At 61.8% G+C, this 21,245-nt stretch carries 16 protein-coding genes; 14 read left to right on the forward strand and 2 right to left on the reverse strand.

Annotated features, from left to right (window positions below):
- Window positions 1–175: 175 nt before the first annotated feature.
- A complete protein-coding gene (locus KO536_RS09535; protein WP_219261730.1) occupies window positions 176–1,363 on the reverse strand; it encodes a type II secretion system F family protein in 1,188 nt (395 codons plus the stop codon).
- A 14-nt stretch (window positions 1,364–1,377) separates the two neighbouring features.
- Window positions 1,378–1,812, reverse strand: a complete 435-nt coding sequence (gene gspG, locus KO536_RS09540) for a type II secretion system major pseudopilin GspG (RefSeq protein ID WP_133079427.1) — start codon at window positions 1,810–1,812, stop codon at window positions 1,378–1,380.
- A gap of 193 nt (window positions 1,813–2,005) precedes the next feature.
- Between gspG and KO536_RS09545 the strand changes: the two genes are divergently transcribed.
- The 14 genes from KO536_RS09545 to KO536_RS09610 all read left to right on the forward strand — a co-directional run bounded on the left by KO536_RS09545 (window position 2,006) and on the right by KO536_RS09610 (window position 21,244).
- Window positions 2,006–2,623 carry a lytic transglycosylase domain-containing protein gene (locus tag KO536_RS09545; RefSeq protein ID WP_133079428.1) on the forward strand — a complete coding sequence of 206 codons (618 nt, stop codon included), beginning with the start codon at window positions 2,006–2,008 and terminating at the stop codon, window positions 2,621–2,623.
- 201 nt (window positions 2,624–2,824) lie between these two features.
- Window positions 2,825–8,641 (forward strand): manganese-oxidizing multicopper oxidase MnxG, encoded by a 5,817-nt coding sequence (mnxG, locus tag KO536_RS09550; RefSeq protein WP_219261731.1) that lies wholly within the window; start codon window positions 2,825–2,827, stop codon window positions 8,639–8,641.
- A gap of 87 nt (window positions 8,642–8,728) precedes the next feature.
- Window positions 8,729–10,657, forward strand: coding sequence for a cytochrome D1 domain-containing protein (locus tag KO536_RS09555; protein ID WP_219261732.1), 1,929 nt, complete (start codon window positions 8,729–8,731; stop codon window positions 10,655–10,657).
- A 13-nt stretch (window positions 10,658–10,670) separates the two neighbouring features.
- Window positions 10,671–11,327, forward strand: coding sequence for an SCO family protein (locus KO536_RS09560; RefSeq protein ID WP_219261733.1), 657 nt, complete (start codon window positions 10,671–10,673; stop codon window positions 11,325–11,327).
- Entirely contained in the window at window positions 11,324–11,959 is a 636-nt protein-coding gene (locus KO536_RS09565) for an SCO family protein (RefSeq protein WP_219261734.1), read from the forward strand. Before KO536_RS09560 ends, KO536_RS09565 begins: the two co-directional genes overlap by 4 nt.
- Before the next feature lie 9 nt (window positions 11,960–11,968).
- A complete protein-coding gene (locus KO536_RS09570; protein ID WP_219261735.1) occupies window positions 11,969–13,519 on the forward strand; it encodes an ABC transporter substrate-binding protein in 1,551 nt (516 codons plus the stop codon).
- 13 nt (window positions 13,520–13,532) lie between these two features.
- Window positions 13,533–14,486 carry a peptidylprolyl isomerase gene (locus tag KO536_RS09575; RefSeq protein WP_219261736.1) on the forward strand — a complete coding sequence of 318 codons (954 nt, stop codon included), beginning with the start codon at window positions 13,533–13,535 and terminating at the stop codon, window positions 14,484–14,486.
- A gap of 217 nt (window positions 14,487–14,703) precedes the next feature.
- Complete coding sequence (locus tag KO536_RS09580) at window positions 14,704–15,234, forward strand: response regulator (protein ID WP_219261737.1); 531 nt, start codon at window positions 14,704–14,706, stop codon at window positions 15,232–15,234.
- Window positions 15,235–15,318: 84 nt separating this feature from the next.
- Entirely contained in the window at window positions 15,319–17,025 is a 1,707-nt protein-coding gene (locus tag KO536_RS09585; RefSeq protein WP_133079436.1) for a GspE/PulE family protein, read from the forward strand.
- Window positions 17,006–17,809 (forward strand): hypothetical protein, encoded by an 804-nt coding sequence (locus KO536_RS09590; RefSeq protein ID WP_219261738.1) that lies wholly within the window; start codon window positions 17,006–17,008, stop codon window positions 17,807–17,809. Before KO536_RS09585 ends, KO536_RS09590 begins: the two co-directional genes overlap by 20 nt.
- A 1-nt stretch (window position 17,810) precedes the next feature.
- Window positions 17,811–18,356: a PilN domain-containing protein gene (locus KO536_RS09595; protein ID WP_219261739.1), complete on the forward strand. Its 546-nt coding sequence runs from the start codon at window positions 17,811–17,813 to the stop codon at window positions 18,354–18,356.
- Entirely contained in the window at window positions 18,343–18,891 is a 549-nt protein-coding gene (locus tag KO536_RS09600; RefSeq protein ID WP_219261740.1) for a GspMb/PilO family protein, read from the forward strand. Before KO536_RS09595 ends, KO536_RS09600 begins: the two co-directional genes overlap by 14 nt.
- Entirely contained in the window at window positions 18,891–19,415 is a 525-nt protein-coding gene (locus KO536_RS09605; RefSeq protein ID WP_219261741.1) for a hypothetical protein, read from the forward strand. Before KO536_RS09600 ends, KO536_RS09605 begins: the two co-directional genes overlap by 1 nt.
- A complete protein-coding gene (locus tag KO536_RS09610; protein ID WP_219261742.1) occupies window positions 19,412–21,244 on the forward strand; it encodes a secretin N-terminal domain-containing protein in 1,833 nt (610 codons plus the stop codon). Before KO536_RS09605 ends, KO536_RS09610 begins: the two co-directional genes overlap by 4 nt.
- The last annotated feature ends 1 nt before the right edge of the window (window position 21,245 follow it).

Genomic DNA, 21,245 nt, shown 5'->3' on the forward strand with positions numbered 1-21,245 from the left:
ACGAGTAGAACGAGGCTGCGATCGAGATGGTGCGCCACTGCGACGTAGCGGTCGCAAATCCGGTACACGCGGTATGCCAGATTAACCGTGGAAGCCGACTTTACGACTGCTGCGCAGCCGAACCCAGCCTCGCATAGCTCGTCAACTGCTACGGAGTGGGGCAGGCGTTTGATGATCAATGAATGCTGGAGGCCAGTTCGAAAATCGGGATGTACATCAAGATCACGATGACCCCGATCAGCAGGCCGATGAAGGTCATCAGCAGGGGCTCGAACAGGCGTACGAACCATTCGATCCAGCGACCGACTTCTTCGTCATAGAAGTCGGCGCTGCGCTCCATCATCTGCCCCAGATTACCGGACTGTTCACCCGCCCTCAGCAGACGCAGGGAGACTGGCGTCACCAAGTGGTTGAGCTCCAGCGCCGCCGATAGCGACTGACCTTCGCGCACCCGTTCGCAGGCCTGATCCAGGCGCTGGCTGGACGCCACCGTCAGCAGACCACGGACCATTCCCATGGCCGTCACCAGCGGAATGCCGCCTTGCAGCAAAATGCCCAGGGAGCGATAAAATCGCGCCAGTTCGTACATGACGATGCGCTGATGGACCGCCGGCACTTTTTCGATCAATCGGCCAACCGCCCGACGAAAGGCCGGTCGGCGCTGGAGGAAGGAGATGGCAACGATGATTGCCACCACGGCACCGAAAAACTCGCCCTGATGGGCGTGCAGGAACATCCCGCCATTCATCAGCACCTGCGACAACCACGGCAAATTCTCGCCCAGGCCTTCGAAGACTAGGCTGAAGCGGGGCACCACGTAACCCATCAAGAACAGCACCACGCCACTGCCCACCACCAGCAGGAGGAGAGGGTAGATCGATGCACTGACGATCTTCTGCCGAACCTCGTCCATGCGCTGCCGGTAGCTGACATACCGCCCCAGCGCCTCACCCACGGCCCCGGTTTTCTCGCTCGATTGCACCAGGGCAACGTACAGCGGAGGGAACACCGCCGACAATTGGGCCAATGCCTGTGAGAAGGACTTGCCCTCGTACAGCAGGCGAACCAGCTCACTCAGGGTTTTACGGGCCTGGGGGGCGTTTTCCTTTTCGGCCAGGCTTTCCAGCGCATCGATCAACGGCAGACCGGCGTTGAGCAAGGTGGTCAACTCCTGGCTGAACAACACCAGGTTGAAGGTCTCGCGCTGATGCAGATGCCACGCTCGCCAGCGGCGCTCGGCCTGCAGGCTGACCACGCGCATGCCCTGATCCTCGACCATGCGCCGGGCTTCGCTATCGCCCTGAGCTTCGACGGTCATCGAGACCACGCCGGTTTTGCCCACTGCCTTGAGATGAAAGCGCATGGTTGCGACTCCCGTCATTGCCAGCTGGTGATTTCGGCGTTTTCGCCTTCTCCACCGGGTTGTCCGTCCTTGCCCAGGGACAGCAGGTCGTACTCACCGTTTTCACCGGGGTAGCGGTAGGTGTAGTTACGTCCCCATGGGTCCTGGGGCAGCTTTTTCTGCAGGTACGGGCCTGTCCAGCGGGTTTCATCGCTGGGCGCTGTGACCAGTGCCTGCAAGCCCTGTTCAGTGGAAGGGTAATGGCCGACTTCCAGTCGGTACAAATCCAGAGCCTTGCCCAGGCCCTCGATTTGCGCCTTGGCCACTTTCACTTCGGAACGGCCCAGCTGGGCGAAATACTTCGGCGCGACGATGCCCGCCAATAGCCCGAGGACCACCAGTACCACCAACAATTCGAGCAGGGTGAACCCGTGCTGGGTTCGCGGTGCATGACACATACGCTGATTCATGATGACCTCACTCAGTGGGCAGCACAGTCGCCAGCAAGTCTTATGCAATTGCCATGCTCAGACCTCCCGACCTGGCTGTAACCCCCGTGTACCGGCCCTTGTGCGTTACGGCGCGGTGCTTGCATAGGGCTACCTCGCGATCACCCATTGGGGCATTACCCCCATTTCCAGGGGCCGGTCGGGGGAGGTAGAAATGACCAGGACAATGACCACGACACTGCTTGGCGCATTGCTGATGAGCGCTGTCGTACACGCCGATGTGTTTGTATCCCGGGATGCCAATGGCAGCTACGTGCTGTCCAACGTTCACCGCCCCGGGCGGCATTATGAACGTGTGATTCGCGAGTCGGCAGAGGTCCAGGCCCAGACCGGCATTGATCAACAGCCGCAGATGATTGCCGCACAACCCTATGCCGAGATGGTGCTGGCGGCAGCGGCTGCCAATGAGTTACCGGCTGCGCTGTTGTCCGCAGTAATTCAGCACGAGTCCAACTACGACCCCAGGGCAACATCACCCAAAGGTGCGGGCGGGTTGATGCAGTTGATGCCCGATACAGCCCGGGAGATGGGGGTCACGGACGTCTACGACCCCCAGTCCAATATTCAGGGCGGGGCCAAGTACCTCAAACGCATGATGACCCTGTTCGGCAACGATATTGCCCTGGCCGTAGCGGCCTACAACGCCGGGCCGCAAGCCGTGCTCAGTCGTGGTGGAGTGATTCCTCCGTTTGCCGAAACCCAGCGTTATGTGCCCAGCGTCCTGCGCCAGTACCGGCGTTTGCAGGGCCTGCCTGCGGACTCGCCGCTGTGAGCCCGGTGTCGGGGCTGTGTCCCCGATTGTTGGGTCGACCAGGCACTGCAGAAAGTGGGGAAAGAGTGGGGGATTTCCCCCGAATTCTCGGATTCAAAGCGTAAGCAATTGAAAGTTAATACAAATTTTTATGGCATGGCCTATGCAGTATCAGGTTTAGCGAACATCACTCCTTGAGCACTAACAGTGAGATCAGTGATCATGAACGGCATTCCCCACGCTCATCACTTGTTAAACCTGCTGTTACTGGTCACGCCGCTGATCGGCATTGAAACGGCCCAGGCGGCAGCACGTTGTGAACGCAATCTGGTCGCCAATATCGTCGCACTGGACCAGCCGCTGATGTTCAACCGCCTGGGTGCGCAGAACGTCAACGGCATGATGTTCGCCCTGCGCCGTGATGTGGTTGATGACCATGACCAGCCACTGAACATGGGCGGGGCGGCAGTTCCGGGCAAGGTCTCGCTGCGACCCGACAAGCGCCCGCGTCCGCTGGTGTTGCGGGTTGCCGCCGGTGACTGCCTGACCATCAACTTGCAGAACCTGCTGGCTTACCAGGCCAACCCCGGCAGCCCGGAAGACGGGGACGAGGGCGAGGTAGAAGGCGAAGTTGAAGTCGAAGCCGGCAACAACAACTTCAAGGTTGACGAACAAGTCGCTGACCGCCATGTGGGGTTCCAGGTCAACGGCCTGCAAGCGGTCAACAGTATCGACGATATTTCCTCCTACACCGGACGCAACGCCAATACCCTGGTTGCCCCCGGAGCGACCCGCACCTACACGCTGTATGCCGAGCGCGAAGGCGCATTCGCCGCCAGCAGCCGTGGCGCCACATTCGGTGGTGAAGGGGATGCAGGCAACGTGGCCAACGGTCTGTTCGGGGAAGTGGTGGTGATGCCCAAGGGCGGTCGCAACTATCGCAATACCGTGACGGAAGAAGAAATGCGCCTGGCCTCCAGCGGGCGCACGCCGACTGGCCAGCCGATTGTCGATTACCAGGCCCGCTACCCGCAGCGCGAACCCTGGATCCGTGAAGGCAAGGCGGGTACGCCGATCATCAACATGGTCGATGGCAATGAAATCATCTCCAGCGAAAGCGATGCGATCGTGATGGGCAGCAATGCCGACGGCAGTTTCCCGCCTGCGACCTATCCCCTGGAGTCCATTGGCAAACGCAATCCGGCGTTGCCCAACCGTCTCGAACCCTTCCGTGACTTTGCCTCGCAGTTCCAGGACGAAACCGCTGTCACCCAAGCCTTTCCGGCATATTGGGCAGACCCGGTCATGGCCCACGTACTTGAGCCAACCCGGGACTCGTTCATGATCAACTATGGCTCTGGCGGCATGGGGGCCGAAGTGGTCGCCAACCGGCTCGGGGTCGGGCCGATGCACGACTGCCTGTCTTGCGCGTACGAAGAGTTTTTCCTGAGCTCGCACACCGTCGGCGACGTGGCGATGCTGGTGGACGTACCGGCCAACGTCGGGCTGGAGAACATCCGTCCCGGCGAAGTGCCCCGTGCCGAGCAAGTCGGGGTCAAGGCGAGCATGGCGCTGTACCCCTCCGAGCCGTCCAACGTCAACCACAGCTACATCGGTGACTTCGTCAAGTTTCGCAATACCCACAACGGGCATGAGCAACACATCTTCCACTTGCATGGCCATCAATGGCTGTTCAACCCCAACGATGACAACTCCGACTATGTAGACGCCCAGGGGATTGGCCCGGGCGCCGGTTACACCTACGAAATTGCCAACGGTGGCTCGGGCAACCGCAACCGTGTTGCCGGTGATGCAATCTATCACTGCCATTTCTACCCGCACTTTGCCCAGGGCATGTGGGCCATGTGGCGGGTGCACGATGTGTTCGAAGAAGGCACCCGGCTGGATGTGTCACAACAGGGCAGCGACGGTTATCACACCAAGCCTTTTGCCTTGCGCAGCGGCAAACCCGCAGCCGGTGCCCGTGCATTGCCCGATGGAGAGATCGTGGCGGGTACCCCGATTCCTGCCGTGGTGCCGTTGCCCGGCAAGGCCATGGCGCCGATGCCAGGCAAAGTGGCTGTGGTACCCAGAATCAGCGAGACCCTGGTCGCTGCCGGGGACGATGACGATGATGACGACGGCGTGCATCGCAGTGGCGGCGCCCAGGCCATTGGTTCTCTGGCCCTGGTGGATCGCAGTGAAGCCAACCGCAATGCTGACGGCAGCCTGAAAAACCCCGGCTATCCGTTCTGGATCGGCGGCATGGAAAGCTCGGTCGGCCAACGCCCACCGACCCCGCCACTGGACATGCTCGATGCGGGCAAGGCCCAGACACTGAAAAACAGCGGCAAGGCGTTGTGGGCCAACCTCGACCCGGCTCAGTCGGGCGGCTGGGACGGCGGCCTGGGACGACACTCCCTGGCCGGCTTCTCTGCCGGTGGCAAGGCCCACACCGTGACGACCTCGCTGGATTTTTCCAAGGAAGTGACGCGGGCCAAGCCGATCTACATGCCTGAGGAGGGCACCGAGGTCGAACAGGCCGCCATGGCCTTCCACGCGAAAAAAGACCACCCCAGCTTTGCCCTGTTGCCCGGCAAGCAAGTCGTCGCGCGCAACTTCCGCACCAACGGCGCGTTGCCCATTGCAGGCGCGCCGTATTACGAACCGTGCATGGATGATCGGCAAAAACGCCTGACCAGCGCCGCCGGGACCGGCGAGTTCAATAGCGGCGAGCGCATGGACGGCATGTCGTTCACCGGTTCTTCGACCTTTACTGCGGATCGTCCACGGATCTACAAGGCAGCCAATATTCAGTTCGACGCGGTGTACAACAAGGTTGGCTACCATTTTCCGCAAGCGCGCATTCTGGCCTTGTGGGAAGACGCCTGGCCGGTGATCACCAAGCAGCGTCCGCCAGAACCTCTGGTGATGCGCATGAACACCTTTGACTGCGTGCAGTACCAGCAGACCAACCTGGTGCCGGCCACCTATGAGATGGACGATTATCAGGTCCGGACCCCCACCGACGTCATTGGCCAACACATCCACTTGCCTAAATGGGACCTGACTGCCGCAGACGGCTCGGCCAACGGCTGGAACTATGAAGACGGTGTGCTTTCCCCCGGCGCCGTGCAGGAACGCATCCATGCCATCCGCACGTTCAACCAGTGCACTGGGGCCGATGTGCGTGATGGCACCCCAGCCTGTCCGAAAGCCAAAAATCACCCGTACTTCGGCCAGTTCGGCCGGGCTGACTGGGTGGGTGCGCGCACCGCGATGCAACGCTGGTTTGTCGACCCTGTGGTCAATATCAAAGGCATCGACCGTGGTCTGGGCACCATCTTTACCCACGACCATCTAGGCCCGTCGACCCATCAACAGATTGGCCTGTACGCCACCGTGCTGGCCGAACCGGCCGGTTCCACCTGGTTCCACGCCGAAACCGGCGAGCCCCTCTACAGCGGCGCGCGTCAGGACGGCGGGCCGACCTCGTGGCAAGCCGTGGTGTCCACCGGTGACCTGGACGGCGATGGCAAGAACGACAGCTTCCGTGAGTTCTTCCTCGAATACAGCGATTTCCAGCACGCCTATGAAGCCGGTGTGTATGTGGGCGCAGGGCCCAATGGCGTGCCCAATCCCCAGGCGTTTCCGGCCACAGCGGACAGCTTCCGCTACGCCATCAACCCGCCGGTGCGCAGTAATGCCAGCAGCTTGCTCGAAGGCATTGTCGAAGTGCAGGGTGGACGGGTCGCGGGTTGCCCAACTCGTCCATGCCCACAGGCCATCTCCGTGGATGACCCTGGCATGTTCGTGATCAATTATCGCAATGAACCGCTGGCGTTGCGGGTTTACGACCCGAACAAGGTCGGCCCCGACGGCAAGCGTGGCATGCAGGCGGACGGCCTGGGCGGCGACCTCTCGTATGCCCTGCAAAGCCGCACCGACCGGGCGATTCCGGCCATGAACCTGGCGCCCAACCTGATCACGTCCGCCACCGGACCAACCGGCGGCACCACCCTGTTTCCGCCGCACATCAACCGGGGTGGCGCCGAACCGGGCGACCCGTTCACACCGATGTTGCGTACCTACACGGGTGACAATGTGCGGCTGCGGGTACATGCCGGTGGTCATGAAGAAGAGCACAACGTGACGCTGCACGGCGTGAAGTGGCTGCAAAGCGGCTCGGGCTTCGGCAGCAGTTCCAACTCCGGATGGCGCGCTTCGCAGATGATCGGGATTTCCGAGCAGATGGGCTTTATCGCACCGATCTCGATGTTGTCCAGTTCGGCGGCGACCACCGGGGATTACCTGTACTCGATGGACGCTTCGATCGAAGGTTACTGGAGCGGGATCTGGGGTGTGATGCGCAACTACACCGCCCAGCGTACCGACCTGTTTGCGCTGCCGAACAACCCGAAACCGGCCGGTATGCGCAACACCGTGGCCTTCGACGGCTCGTGCCCAAGAATCAGCGCCAACCCCAATGGCATCGGTACCCGTCCCACTGTGCAGCGCAACTATGAAGTCGTCGCCGCACTGGCCAACGACATCCTCGGCAATCCGTTGGGGCTGACCCTCGGCGATCCGGCAGGCATTGGCCAGCATGTGGGCGGGCCGTTGAAACCCGCTGGCGGGACCCTGGTGTACAACTCGCGGCCGGTGAGTATCCCCCGTGTCACTGTGACCGATCCCGAGGACGGGGTAACCATGACCATCGGCGGCCAGAGCGGCCCGCTGCATGACCCGACCGCCATCCTCTATGTACGCAAGGCCGACCTGGACCCGGTCAGCGGCAAGCTCAAACCCGGCGTTCCCGTCGAGCCGCTGGTGTTGCGCGCAACGGCCGGGGACTGCATCAACATCACACTGGAAAACCGTCTGCCGAGTGTCATGCCCGACCTGACCCAGACCGCCGTGATGCAGGGTGTGGTCAAGCGTGATCGAAATGGCAGTGACGGCTCGAGCACCTTCAGCAACAACCTGATGCGTCCGTCCAGCCATGTTGGCCTGCATGCCCAACTGCTGGCGTATGACATCACCAAGTCCGATGGCGCCAACGTGGGTGCGAACCCGGTGCAGACCGTGGCTCCCAGGGCTGGCAACAGCGGTGCCTACCCGAGCCGCACCTATCAGTACTACGCCGGTCACCTGGAGCGCGAAGGCAAGCCGATCACGCAACTGGGGCGCAGTGTCGACAACATCAACGCCACGGCCGTGGAGTTTGGCGGGCTGAATTTCACCCCGTCGGATGTGATCAAGCAGCCGCAGAAAGGCCTGGGGGGTGCCATGAGTATCCTGCCGGTGGGGGCCACCTGGGTTGACGATATCCGCAAGGTCAATGCCAGCGTGACTGCGCCGGGCCAGGCTGTTTATCGCGACTTTGCGATGGTCTGGCAAAAAGCCCTGAATATCCGCTGGGCGGGTGGCCGGCCAGTGGAAGGTATTGCGGCTGAAGGCCTGGGGGTACCTACGGATCCGCAGGACAACTCCAGCATGGCGATCAACTACAAGGCCGAACCGCTGTGGTACCGCTTCGGGCTGGCCCCCGATGCACCGTTCGGCCACGCAGAGGGCGGTGGCTACGCTGACGTGCCCAATGCGCACATGGCGTACAGCAACGCCCTGGTGGGAGGCGATCCGCAAACCCCTGTGCTCTATGTGAAACCGGGGCAACCGTTCCGCACCCACATCCTGATGCCTACCGGCGGCAGTCGTGGCAGCACGTTCCAGCTCGACGGACACGTGTGGTCAGTCAACCCGTTCCAGTCGGAAAAAAGCGACACCGGTGGCTATCCGATGGGTACGCCTGGCGTGGGCTCGGTACGGTTTGGCCTTAACCCGATGTCGATGTACATCGGCGCCCATGAAAGCGTCCTTCCGGCGGCGCACTTCAGCTTCATGCACCCAAGTGCCGGGGGCATCAATGCAATACCGGGGGACTACCTCTTCCGGGATTACGCCGCCTACGGCAACACCGCCGGGTTGTGGGGATTGTTACGGGTATCCAATGAGCTGGAACCTGCGCCGACGCCTTGACGGGCCGTGCGTATCAGCAGGAGCGAGCAAGCCCGCTCCTGCTGTTCAGGGGGGGCGGCATGCGGGAACTTGACGGGGAGAAAGACAATGAACAAGGCCATTGGAACCGGTGTGTGTGGGTGGATGCTCGCAACAACACTGTGCGCCCTGGGGGGCGTGTGCTGGGCGGCCGAACCACAGGCTAAGGGCGAACAAAGGCTGGTGCGTGACGGTGTGACGGTCACCTTGAATGTACAGCCCTTGGCCAAAGACGACGTACTGCGTGAAGGTGAGTTCGCCGATGTGCGTTTCCGGATCACCGACGCCACGTCTGGCCAGCCTCTGGCGGGTGTTGCACCGGGTGCCTGGCTCGACCCCCAGGCCGTTGCCGCCGACCTGGCCCAGGGGCGTGAGCACAGCTGCAAGTCGCGAGTCGGGGTGTTTCTCAAGTCGAGCATCGGCGCCCGGCCTCTGCTGGATCTCAACAGCTATTTCCTGATGGTGATGAATCGTGATGCCAGTGTGTCGGTGGTCGACCCGCAAGTGTCTGTGGGGGGAATCACCAGTACGTTATCGCGCATCGACCTGAAACAGCCGCCCATGGACTGGATCACGCCCAGAGACAATAAGCGGGTGTTTGTGTCCATGCCCAAAGCCGATGCAGTGGCGGTGATCGACAGCGAGCAATTCAAGCTGATCGACTCGGTTGCGGCGGGCAGTAACCCGGTGCGCGTGGCCCTGCAACCGGACGAGCGCCTGCTGTGGGTGGGCAACAACGCCAAGGCCCGCGAGCAATCCGGGGTCACGGTGATCGATGCGCAGAGCCTCAAGCCACTCAAGTATTTGGCAACTGGCGCCGGTCATCATGAGATCGCGTTCAGCAAGGACAGCCGGCATGCGTTTGTCAGCAACCGCGATGACGGCACGGTGAGCATCATCGACATCGCCAGCCTGACCCTGAGCAAGCAGCTCAAGACGGGCTCACACCCGCTGTCGATCGCCTTTTCGCCACTGTCCCAGGCCGTCTATGTAGCGGATGGCAAGGACGGTACGGTGACGGTGGTCGACACCCAAAGCCTGGCGGTGCGCCGGGTCATCAGGCTCAAGCAGGGCCTGGGGCCCATGGGTTTCAGCGCCGACGGACGCTTTGGCATTGTGCTCAATACCCTGGAAAACCAGGCGTCGGTCATCGATGCCAGCAACGATTCGCTGATCCATGACGTGGCGGTGTCCGCCGAACCCTATCAAGTGGTGTTCACCAAGGCCTATGCCTACATCCGGGGCCTGGCGTCGGCCAAGGTCACGATGATCAACCTCGCGTCGCTTGGGGAAGGGCGTACCCCGATCACCCAGGGCTTCGAAGCAGGCCCACAGGCGCCGCGCCTGGCCGGTGACTTGCCCCTGGCTTCAAGCCTGGCGGTGTCGCGGGACGACAATGCGGTGTTCGTGGTCAACCCGGTGGACAACACCACCTACTTCTACGCCGAGGGCATGAATGCCCCGATGTCCGGCTACCCCAACCGCGGGCAAGTGGCGCGGGCCGCGCTGGTGATTGACCGCAGCCTGCGTGAAGTCTCGCCGGGGCTCTACAGTGCGCGGATCAAGCTGCCCCCCGCCGGACGTTTCGATGTGGCCTTCCTGCTCAACCAGCCGAACATCATCCACTGCTTCACGGCGGATGTAGAACCGGCGACAGAGACGAGCCGGGTGGCGGGTGTGCCCAAGGTCGAGTTCATGCTCGACACCTCCACGACGCCACTTGGCAGCCCTTACGTGGTGCGTTTTCGCATTGTTCAGGGCAAGCAGAAAACCCGGCGCAGCGGGGTCGGGGATGTCCAGGTGCGCTACTTCCTCGCGCCGTCCTCACGGGCACAGGCGGTGGCGGCTCGGGAGGTGGGAGAGGGCGTCTACGAAGTCCCGCTGACCCTCGATCAGCCAGGTGCCTGGTACCTGCATGTGCGCGCAGCGTCCCTTGGCGCGGGCTTCGACGACAAGACTTTTGCCAGCGTGCGGGTACTTCCCGGCGCTGCTCATTGAAGAGGAAATCGACATGAACCGATTTGCCCATTGTGCTCTAGCGACCCTCTGGCTGCTGGCCTGCGGTATCGGCCAGGCCCAGGCCCATTCGGCGGATGAACATGCCGGCCATGACATGACGGCGACCCCCGCCAGCACCCAGGGCGCCCCAGTCAGTTTTGCCGACGTCGCGCTGGTTGATCAGAACGGCAAGTCGGTCCATCTGGAGCCGGATCTGGTGGCCAACAAAATCGTGGTCATGAGTTTCATCTACACCAGCTGCACCACGGTTTGCCCGGTGGTGTCCTCCATCATGGGCAAGGTGCAGAAACAGCTGGGCGCGCGGGTGGGCAGCGAAGTGCAACTGGTCTCCATCAGCATCGACCCGCAGCGTGACGACAGCGGCCGGTTGAATGAATACGCCCGTGCCTTTCAGAGCGGGCCGGGCTGGAGCTGGCTGACGGGTTCGACCCAGTCGGTCAATGACACGCTCAAGGGGTTGGGTACGTTCGGCGGCGACTTGAAAAATCATGCACCGCTGATTCTGGTGGGCGACGGCAATAGCCGGCACTGGACCCGTTTTTACGGTTTCACTGACCCGGCGGTGCTGATCCATGAAGTGGAAAAACTCAGGGGTCAGCGCGGTGCCCATGCCAAACACACCGCCGTTGCAATGGAGCAGCAGCCATGAAAATCCTCGACCGCATGGCCTTGAGTGTGTGCTTTTGCCTGTTCACCAGCGTGACGCTCGCCCACGAAGGGCACTCGCAATCGGCCTCTGAAGCACCAGCGGCGGTCGCCGCTGTAGCCCCTCCGACCACGGGCACCCGTGATGCCAAAACCTGGTTTACCGACACCCCCTTGCTGGACCAGAACGGTCAGACCCTGCGCTTCTACAGCGACGCCCTGGAAAACCGTGTGGTGTTGCTGAACGTGATATTCACCAGTTGCAACGATGCCTGTCCGTTGATTACCCGCAAGCTCAAGGAGGTGCGTGAGGTGTTGGGGGACAAGGCCGATGGCATTACTTTCATTTCCCTTACCAGTGATCCGCTGCGTGACACACCGGCGGTGCTCAAGGCTTACACCTTGAAACAAGGGGTCGACGATCCCCACTGGCTTTTTTTGACCGGCAACAAGGCGCAGATGGAGCTGGTACTGGGGCGCATTGGCCAGATCGTGCCAACCCCCGAGCAACACTCCACGCAACTGATTGTCGGTGATGTGGCCAACAAACGCTGGAGCAAGATCCGCCCCGATGCCCCGGCGGCGGCCATTGCCCAGCGCTTGCAGCTGCTGACAATGCCTGTAGCCGGGCGTTGAGCGTGTCCGATGAAAACCTCATTCGCCCTTGCGATGTTGCTGCTCACAGGCGCAATTGCCTGTGCCCAGGCATTGCCTCTGACCCCCACTGAAAGTGCCGGCAAGCGCCTGTACCGTGAAGGGGTGTCGGCGAGTGGTGAACCGATCATGGCCAGGGTCGGCGCCGCCGGTATGTTGTTGCCCGCCACCAGCTTGCCGTGCGCCAACTGTCACGGCACCGACGGGCTCGGGCGCCCGGAGGGGGGTGTACGACCGCCAGACCTGAGCTGGTCGCGCCTGAGCAGCATTCATGGCCAGCAGCAGATCAATGGCCGCAGCTACCCGGCGTACTCGGACGGTGCGCTGGCCCGGGCCATTCAGGAAGGCCGTGACCCCGGCGGCAATCGGCTCGACCCGGCCATGCCGCAGTTCGTCCTGTCGATCAACGACCAGCGCAATCTCACGGCTTATCTCAAGCGCGTGGCGGACGATCGTGATCCCGGCCTCGAGGGCGACAGCATCACCCTGGGTACGTTGCTGCCCTCCGAAGGACCGCTGGCCGAAGAGGCCGCCACCATCGCCGGGGTGCTCAATGGCTCAGTGAAGCGAATCAACCAGGCGGGGGGCATTCATGGTCGCCAGTTGCGCCTGACCATCCTCGATCCCGGGCCGGATCGCGCCAGTGCCGGGCAGGCGCTGGACCGGCTGATTGATCAGGAGCAGATCTTCGCGTTGATCGCGCCCCTGGCCCCGGCACTCGACACCGAGCTTGCACGCCATCTGGAGCAGGCCGGCGTTCCACTGATAGGGGCGTTGTCGCTGCTCGGTACGAGCCAGTCCAGCAGGCTGATTTTCGAGCCCTTGCCGGGGTTGCGCGAGCAGTTGATTGCCTTGGCCGACTTCGCCAGCCAGGAGCTTGTGGCGTTGCAGGGGCCAACGTGGGTCCTTTACTCCGGTGCGCCCGGACAGCAGAAGGCCGCGGACGAGCTTGGCCTCTATTTACAGACTCACGCCTGGCAGGACGTTCATGTGCAGGCCTACGACCCTGCGCAAGAGCCGTTTCCCTCGGGGTGCCGTTCGGTTTTCTACCTGGGCAGCGGTGGCGGTTTCAGCAGCCTCGCCAACCGTTTTCAGGAGGCAGAGCAGGCGCCTTATCTGTTTGCCACGGCGCAGCAGGTGGCGGGGGACCTGTTCCAGGTACCCGTCGAGTTTTCCCGTCGGGTGTTTATTGCCTACCCCTTCATACCCAGTGACTGGACCCCGGCCGGACGCCTGGCGCTGACGCAGGTGCGCGATTCCGAGGCCCTGGGTGGGCAGCATGCCTTTGTGCAAGTAGGCGCCTTCAGCTCGATGCTGTTGTTCGCCGAGGGCATGAAGCAGGCCGGAAGGGATGCCAGTCGCGAAAAGCTGGTCAGTGCCCTGGAAGGGCTGCATGACTTTGCCACCGGGCTGACGCCGCAGATCAGCTTCGGCCCCGGCCGCCGCCTGGGCCTCAATGGTGCCCATGTGGTCGCACTGGAACTGCCGGACCAGCGTTTTTACCTGGTAGCTCCCTATAAACCCGTTGCTGCGATGCCCTGACCGGAGACCCCTTATGAAACTCAATAATTGGTTGATCCTGCTGACCCTCTGGGGCCCCGCGGCGCTGTGCAGCAACGAGCCCGTCGTGGCACGGGTCAATGGCGAGGAAATTCCCGCATTTCGCCTCGAGCGTTATTTCGCCGAGTACCTGGAAGACCAGGGGCGGGCTGTGGGCAATATTCGCAACCCCAAGGCGTATCAGCAATTACGGCGAAAAGCACTGGACGCCCTGATTGACAAGGAATTGCTTTGGCAGGAGGCCGTCAAGCGCGACGTTGTGATCAGTGATGCGGTGGTGAACGACCAGGTCGAGAAGACGCGCACTGCGGTGGGTGGATCCGAAGTGTTTGCGCGCAGGCTCAACGACGCGGGTTTCGACGAGGCCAGTTATACCGAGTACACCCGCCGCGAACTGGCGGCCCAGAAGGTGTTTGCCGAACTGACAACCGTCGGTGCGCCGGATGAGCAGCAGGTCCGCGCTTTTTATGAGGAACACCGCAGCGAGATGAATCGGCCGGAGCAAGTCCATGCCCGGCATATCCTGATCAAGGTGGCTCAGGGTGCTAGCGCCGCCACAATCGAGGCTGCGCGTCTACGCTTGGTAGAGGTACGTCGGGAAATTACTCAGGGCGCTGACTTTGCAAACGTTGCCAAAAGCCGTTCCGAAGGTTCGTCCGCCAGCGAAGGCGGTGATCTTGGCTATTTTCCCAAGGGGCGCATGCTGCCCGAGTTCGACGCGGTGGCCTTTGCCATGGCCGTTGGCGACATCAGCCAACCGGTACGCACGGCGGTGGGCTGGCATCTTATTTATTTGCAGAACCACTTGGATGCAGTTGATGTCACAGAGGAACAGGGATTTGCAATGGTTCGCACTTACCTCGCCCAACAGCAACAGTCGCAAGCGCGCCTTCAGGTCCTGGAGCAGCTACGGTCGCGCAACCGCATTGAGCGCACTGACAATTACTGAAGCTGGCCCCAAAAGTGGGGAAAAGCTTCAAGCCACACCCGTACACGTCCCCGCCTTTGGGGGATGGAGTAACAGGGATAATTTTTTATGATGAGTATCAAGCAGTTACAGCGGCTCTAAGGCCTGCCGCTGCTTGGCATGAAGTGTGCTCAAGCCTAAGTAAGGTGAGCACTCCGTCAGGCTTGATATTCGGACCTGCTGTTACGAGGAGTCCACCTTGGTGAACAAAATACTGGTTGTTGATGACGAACAGCTGCTTGCGCAAAACCTGCAGGATTATCTGCAGGCGCAGGGGCTGGAAGTCCAGATAGCGCACGAAGGTGCCAGGGCCATTGGTGTAGCCGAGGGTTTTGCACCCGATGTGGTGGTGTTCGATTACCGCTTGCCCGATATGGAAGGTTTTGAAGTTCTCGATACCGTTCGCCAGAACAGGACATGCCACTTTGTACTGATTACCGGGCACCCCACCACTGAAGTGTGTGATCGGGCCCGCCAGCGTGGGGTCAGTCATATCCTGTTCAAACCGTTTCCATTGGCAGAACTGGCACGGGCAATTTTTGACCTTTTAGAGGTGAAGGACCAACCGGGCATCAGCCACCCACGCGCTGAAGGATTCGTCGAACGACGCAAGAACAGGAATCAAAGTTTCCCGCTGCAGCTGTACGACGGCAGTTGGGTGCTGGAGGATCGCCGACGAACACCGGCCTCCCTTGCCCAAGACGACGAACGCTTGCTCACCGGGAAGTAGTGGCGCGACAAGCCGTTCCGGCCCAGGCCGCAATTGCTCGCCGCGTCGACAGGGCGTCAAGCCCCCGGCGTTGGAGAGCAAGCCATGGACCGTCTATCCCTTGCCGTGGAACCGGCACTGCTGGACTGCGTACCGCCTCCCTTCTCCAGTGAACAACTGGCCCAGGCCCGCGCCCTTGCCGTCACTTCAGGCGAACGGGTGCTCGAAGCCCTGGGGGTACTCTGTGAACTGGCCCCCATGCCTTTCATCGAATGCCTCGGCCGCACGTTGCACTACCCCGTTCTGGATACCGACACCCTGTTCAAGGCCACCCCGATTTTCGATCGGGTCACGCTGGCCCAGTGCCTGAAACGCGAATTCATGCTGCTGCGCCATGACGAAACGGTCATTGGCGTGTTTGCCGATCCCTTTGATACTGCGCGCCTGGCCTGGATCGATGATTGCCTCCACGGCGCGCCGCTGTACCTGGTGCATGCCGATGACCTCAAGGCCTACCTGGCCCGTCATGAAGAAAGCTTTCATGCCGTGGAATCGCTCAACGCCCAGGCCGATGCCCATGTCGAAAGCGACAACCTGCAAAGCCTGTCCCTGACCAGCATCAGTGAAGATGCCAGCGTGGTGGTCAAGCTGGTCAACTCGACCCTGTATGACGCGCTGAAAATGCACGCCAGCGATATCCACCTGGGCACTACCGGGGCCGGCCTGGTCATCAAGTACCGGATCGACGGGGTGCTGAACAACATCAGCAAGATTCAGGGCAGCGAGTTCGCCGAACAGGTGATCTCCCGGGTCAAGGTCATGGCCGAACTGGATATCGGCGAAAAGCGTGTGCCTCAGGATGGTCGCTTCAAGATTGGCATCAGTGGCCGCCAGATCGACTTTCGGGTGTCCATCATGCCGAGCATTTTCGGCGAGGACGCGGTGCTGCGGGTGCTGGACAAGCAGGACCTGGCCGACAAGGTCAGCGGCGTACAGTTGCAGGCCCTGGGCTTCGCCGATGAAACCCTGCGCCAGCTGCGGCGGCTGGCCGCCGAACCCTACGGCATGGTGCTGGTCACCGGTCCCACCGGCAGCGGCAAGACCACCACCCTCTACGCCATGATCACCGAGATCAACCACGGCGTGGACAAGATCATCACCATTGAAGACCCGGTGGAATACCAGCTGCCGGGCGTCCTGCAGATTCCGGTCAACGAGAAAAAAGGCCTGACCTTCGCCCGGGGCCTGCGCTCGATTTTGCGCCATGACCCGGACAAGATCATGGTCGGTGAAATCCGTGACCCCGATACCGCGCAGATCGCCGTGCAGTCAGCCCTCACCGGGCACCTGGTGTTCACCACCATCCACGCCAACAACGTGTTCGACGTGATTGGCCGATTCACCCAAATGGAAATCGATCCCTACAGCCTGGTCTCGGCCCTTAACGCGGTGCTCGCCCAGCGGCTGATCCGCCTGGTCTGTGCCACGTGCAGCACGCCGTATCAGCCCAGTGCCGATGAGCTGCAACTGTCCGGCCTCGATCCACAGCAGGTGGCTGCCTACAACTTTGTCCACGGCAAGGGGTGCGGCCATTGCCGGGGCACCGGTTATCGCGGGCGCACGGCCATTGCCGAGTTGCTGCACCTGGACGATGAACTGCGCCAGATGATCGTCGAGCGTCAGCCTGTTGCAAAAATCAAGGCCGTGGCCTGTAGCCGTGGCTTGCGCCTGCTGCGCGAGTCTGCCCTGGAACTGGTGATGGAAGGGCGGACCACGCTCGAGGAGATCAATCGTGTCACTTTTATCTCGTGATCAGTATGTGGCCGTGGTCGGCGCCAGTGGTGTCGGTCTTGGCCAGTGCCTCGGCGGCGAAACCCGGTGGCTGAGCAGCGTCGGCTTTATCGACGAGGGTTTTCATGCCTGGGCGGTAGCCCTGGAAACCCTCGACCGTCTGCTGGGCGAACATGCAGCGAGCGGGGCTCAATTGCGGGTGGTGATTTCCGGGCACTTCAGCCGCTTTTGCCTGGTGCCCTGGAGCGAGCAGATCAGCCGTCCCGATGAACTGCTGGGGTTCGCCAAACTGTGTTTCGAGGACCTCTACGGCGCCCAAAGCCAAGCCTGGAGCCTGGTGCTGTCAGCCGAACCGGCAGGCTACGACCGGATTGCGGCCGCCTTGCCTCAAGCACTGCTGGAGCGTTTGCGCAGCCTGGTCGCCGGGCGTGGCCTGCGCCTGAGTTCGGTCCAGCCGTACTTGATGGCCGCGTTCAATCACTTCGATAAACGCCTGGGTACGGATGATTTCCTTTTTGTCGTGGCCGAACCGGTGCGCAGCGTGTTGCTCCTGGCGCGAGAAGGGCGATGGGTGTCGGTGCGTTCGGTGGGCAGCAGCGACAGCGATGCCGCACTGAGTGCGTTGATCAGCCGTGAAATCCAGCTGCAAGCCTCCAGCAATGAGCGACCACTGAACGTTTACCTGCATGCGCCAGCACGCCTGGATTCTGCGCCCGAGGTGCCGGGTGTGCTGCTCTGTACCCTGGATGAGGACCGTACGGGCGTGCGTGACAGCCTGTATGCCATGTCCCGGGCGGTGGCCTGACATGCGCGCGCTCAATCTGGATTTTCAGCCGCCTCGCCGTTCGAGCCCTCTGGGCTGGAGCCTGCTGGTGGCCGGTGTGTTGCTGGCAGCGGGCTGCCTTGTGGGGCAGCAGCATTTCAGTGCCCAGGCCCGACAACAGCAAGGCGACCTGCAGGCCACCCAATACGTGTTGACCGGCAACAGCGGCGCCAAGGGTGGCCTGACGCCAGCGCAAACCCGAGAGCAGGCGCAGAACCTGGCAGAGATGCGCAAGGTTTCCCAGCAATTGCGCCGCCCGTGGGAGCGTCTGTTTGCCACCCTGGAAAGCCTGCCGCTGGACAACATCGCTTTGCTGACCCTGACCCCGGATGCACGCAAGGGCCAGGTGCGCATCAGTGCCGAAGCCCGTGACCTGGAAGCCATGCTCGACTTTCACCGGCGCCTTGAGGCCAGTGACGAGCTGTCCGATGTGTCACTGCTCAGTCACGAAATCGTCGCCAACGTGCCGGAACACCCGGTGCAATTCAACCTGTCGGCAACCTGGGAGATAGGCGATGCAAATCCCTAGACTGATCATTTACGAGTACCTGCAACGCCTGGGCGTTCCCGGCCTGGCCGGAGCGGCGCTGGTGCTGGTCGCGCTGGTGTATGGCCCGGCCGTGCTGATGCCCGACTGGCAAGCGCTGCAGCAGCTCAATCAACAGACCCGTGAAGCCAGCGAGTACCTGGCCCGTGTCGAAGACGGCAGCGTGGCGGCTCCGGCCGGACCACAACGTCAGCTCGACGATTTTCGCAGCAAGCTGCCGTCCCAGCCCCAGGCAACCGTGGCCATCGACAAGATCTACGCGCTGGCCGCCCAGGAGCACATCACCCTGGCCCGTGGCGAATACTCCCTGGGCATCGACCCCAAGACTCACCTGGCGCGTTATCAGATTTTGCTGCCTGTACGCGGCAGTTATCCGCAACTGCGCCGTTTCCTTCACGCCTTGCTGGGGCAGTTGCCTGCGGTGGTGGTGGAGGACGTGGAGTTTCAACGTAAAAAGATCGCCGACACCGACCTGACTGGCCGGATCCGCATGACCCTTTATCTGTCGAGGTCATGATGAACACTAAACGCGTGGTGGGCTGGGCAGGATTCTTCGCCGTGGCTGCGGCGCTGACCTGGGGCGCCGGGTACCTGCAACCGGCAGAGGAGAGTGACGATCAGCTCGTGGTCGCCACCCCGGGGGGCAAGAGTCCTTCCACTCTGCGGGGAGCCTTGCCTGCCGCACCGGCCACGGTCAAGGCAGCACCGATTCGCGACCTGAGCCCGGTCGGCGACCTGTTTTCCGCGCACAGCTGGAAAGCTGCAGCGGTCCTCGCCACGGTCATCGAACAATCCGTTGACGTGACCCCGGTCGAACAAGCCCCGACCGTACCGCCCATGCCCTTTCAATTTGTCGGCAGGCTTGATGATCGTCGCGACCTGCAAGTGTTCTTGCAGGACGGAGAAAAAATATACGTCGTGCGCAAAGGCGACGTAATCGACAAGACGTGGCGGATCGAGGGCATTTCCGATGTGGAACTGAGCTTCGTGTACCTGCCGCTGCACTTGTCTCAGACACTGTCTGTGGGGAGCTCGCAATGAACCGATCCCGTTTGATGATGAGCCTTGGCTTATGCGCCGCGCTCGTCGCGTGCAGCACCGCAAAGGTCGCACAAAAGGAGGCGAACGAGTTGATCGAGGCGGGCCAGTACGAAGCTGGCCTGGCGCGGATCGAGGACGGATTGCGCGAGAACCCCCGCGACACCGAATTGCACCTTGCCTTGAGCCATGGTCGCGCCCGTTCCATTACGGCGCTGATGACCGAAGCCGACCAGGACCGCGCCAAGCGCAGCTTTGCGGCCGCCCGCATGGGCTACGGCCGCGTCTTGACCATCGAGCCGAACAACCGGCGTGTCCAGGACTCCCTGCGCCAACTGGACTACCTGCGCAGCATGGATGAGAAACTGGAACTGGCCCGTGGCGACCTGCGTCGCGGCGACATTTACGGCGCCGACCGTCAGGTCAAACAGATCCTGGAACTGGACCCGACAAATGACGGCGCCCTGGAACTGCAAGGCAACATTCGCCTGGTTCAGAGCCGCAATGTCGTGCAGTACCCGCAACTGCGTACCCGTCTTGACCGGCCGGTGACCCTGGAGTTTCGCGATGCCAACCTCAAGACAATCTTCGAAGTGCTGTCCCAGGTTGCCGGTCTGAATTTCATCTTCGACAAGGACCTGCGCCCGGACATGAAAGCCACCATCTTCGTGCGTGACGTGCGCATCGAAGACGCCGTGGCCTTGCTGCTGCAGCAGAACCAGCTGCACCAGAAAGTGGTGAACGAAAACACCCTGCTGATCTACCCGGACTCGCCGCAGAAGCTCAAGGACTACCAGGAGCTGGTGATGCGCACCTTCTACCTGACCAGCATCGACGCCAACACCGCACTGAACATGATCAAGACCATGCTCAAGACCCGCGATGTGTTTGTAGACGAACGCCTCAACACCCTGACCATGCGCGACAGCGAAGATGCGGTTCGCATGGCGGAGAAACTGCTGCAATCCCAGGACCAGTCCAACCCTGAAGTGGTGCTGGAAGTGGAAGTCATGGAAGTGGCCCGCCAGCGCATTCTCGACCTTGGCCTGCAATGGCCGAACACCTTCGGTGTATTGAACAGTGCGGGTGGGGACGTGACGGTACTGGATCAACTCAAAGGCATCACCTCCAGCCGGATCAGCATCTCGCCATCGCCCCAGGCCAAGATCAACGCTCAGGACAACGACATCAACACCCTGGCCAGCCCGGTGATCCGGGTCAGCAACCGCGAACAGGCCCGTATCCACATCGGTCAGCGCGTCCCTATCATCAGCGCCACGGCAGTGCCCTCGACCCAGGGCCCGGTGATCACCGAGAGCGTCACCTACCTGGATGTCGGCCTCAAGCTCGAAGTCCAGCCCACCGTGCACCTGAACAATGAAGTGGCGATCAAGATCGCCCTGGAAGTCAGTAACGCCACGCCGCTGCAACCCACCCGCCAAGGCACGATTCCGGTTCAGGTCGACACCCGCAACGCCCAGACCACGCTGCGCCTGCATGACGGTGAAACCCAGATTCTTGCCGGGCTGGTGCGCAACGACCATGGCGCCAGCGGCAACAAAATCCCCGGGCTGGGTGACATTCCCTGGCTGGGCCGGCTGTTCGGGAGCAACAAGGACACCGTTGGCCAATCGGAGCTGGTGCTGTCGATCACCCCACGCATCGTGCGCAACCTGCCGTACCAGAGCCCTTCGGACATGGAGTTCCCGACAGGCACCGAGACAAGCATGCACATACAGGCCCCTGAGCGTGGGATGGAACCGGCGACCCGGACCGAAATCATCAACAGCCCGATGGCTGCCTCCACCCAAGTTTTCGTAGAGAAGCCTTGAT

Origin of the sequence: Pseudomonas sp. NKUCC02_KPG (assembly GCF_019345465.1) — a bacterium.
Taxonomy (GTDB): domain Bacteria; phylum Pseudomonadota; class Gammaproteobacteria; order Pseudomonadales; family Pseudomonadaceae; genus Aquipseudomonas.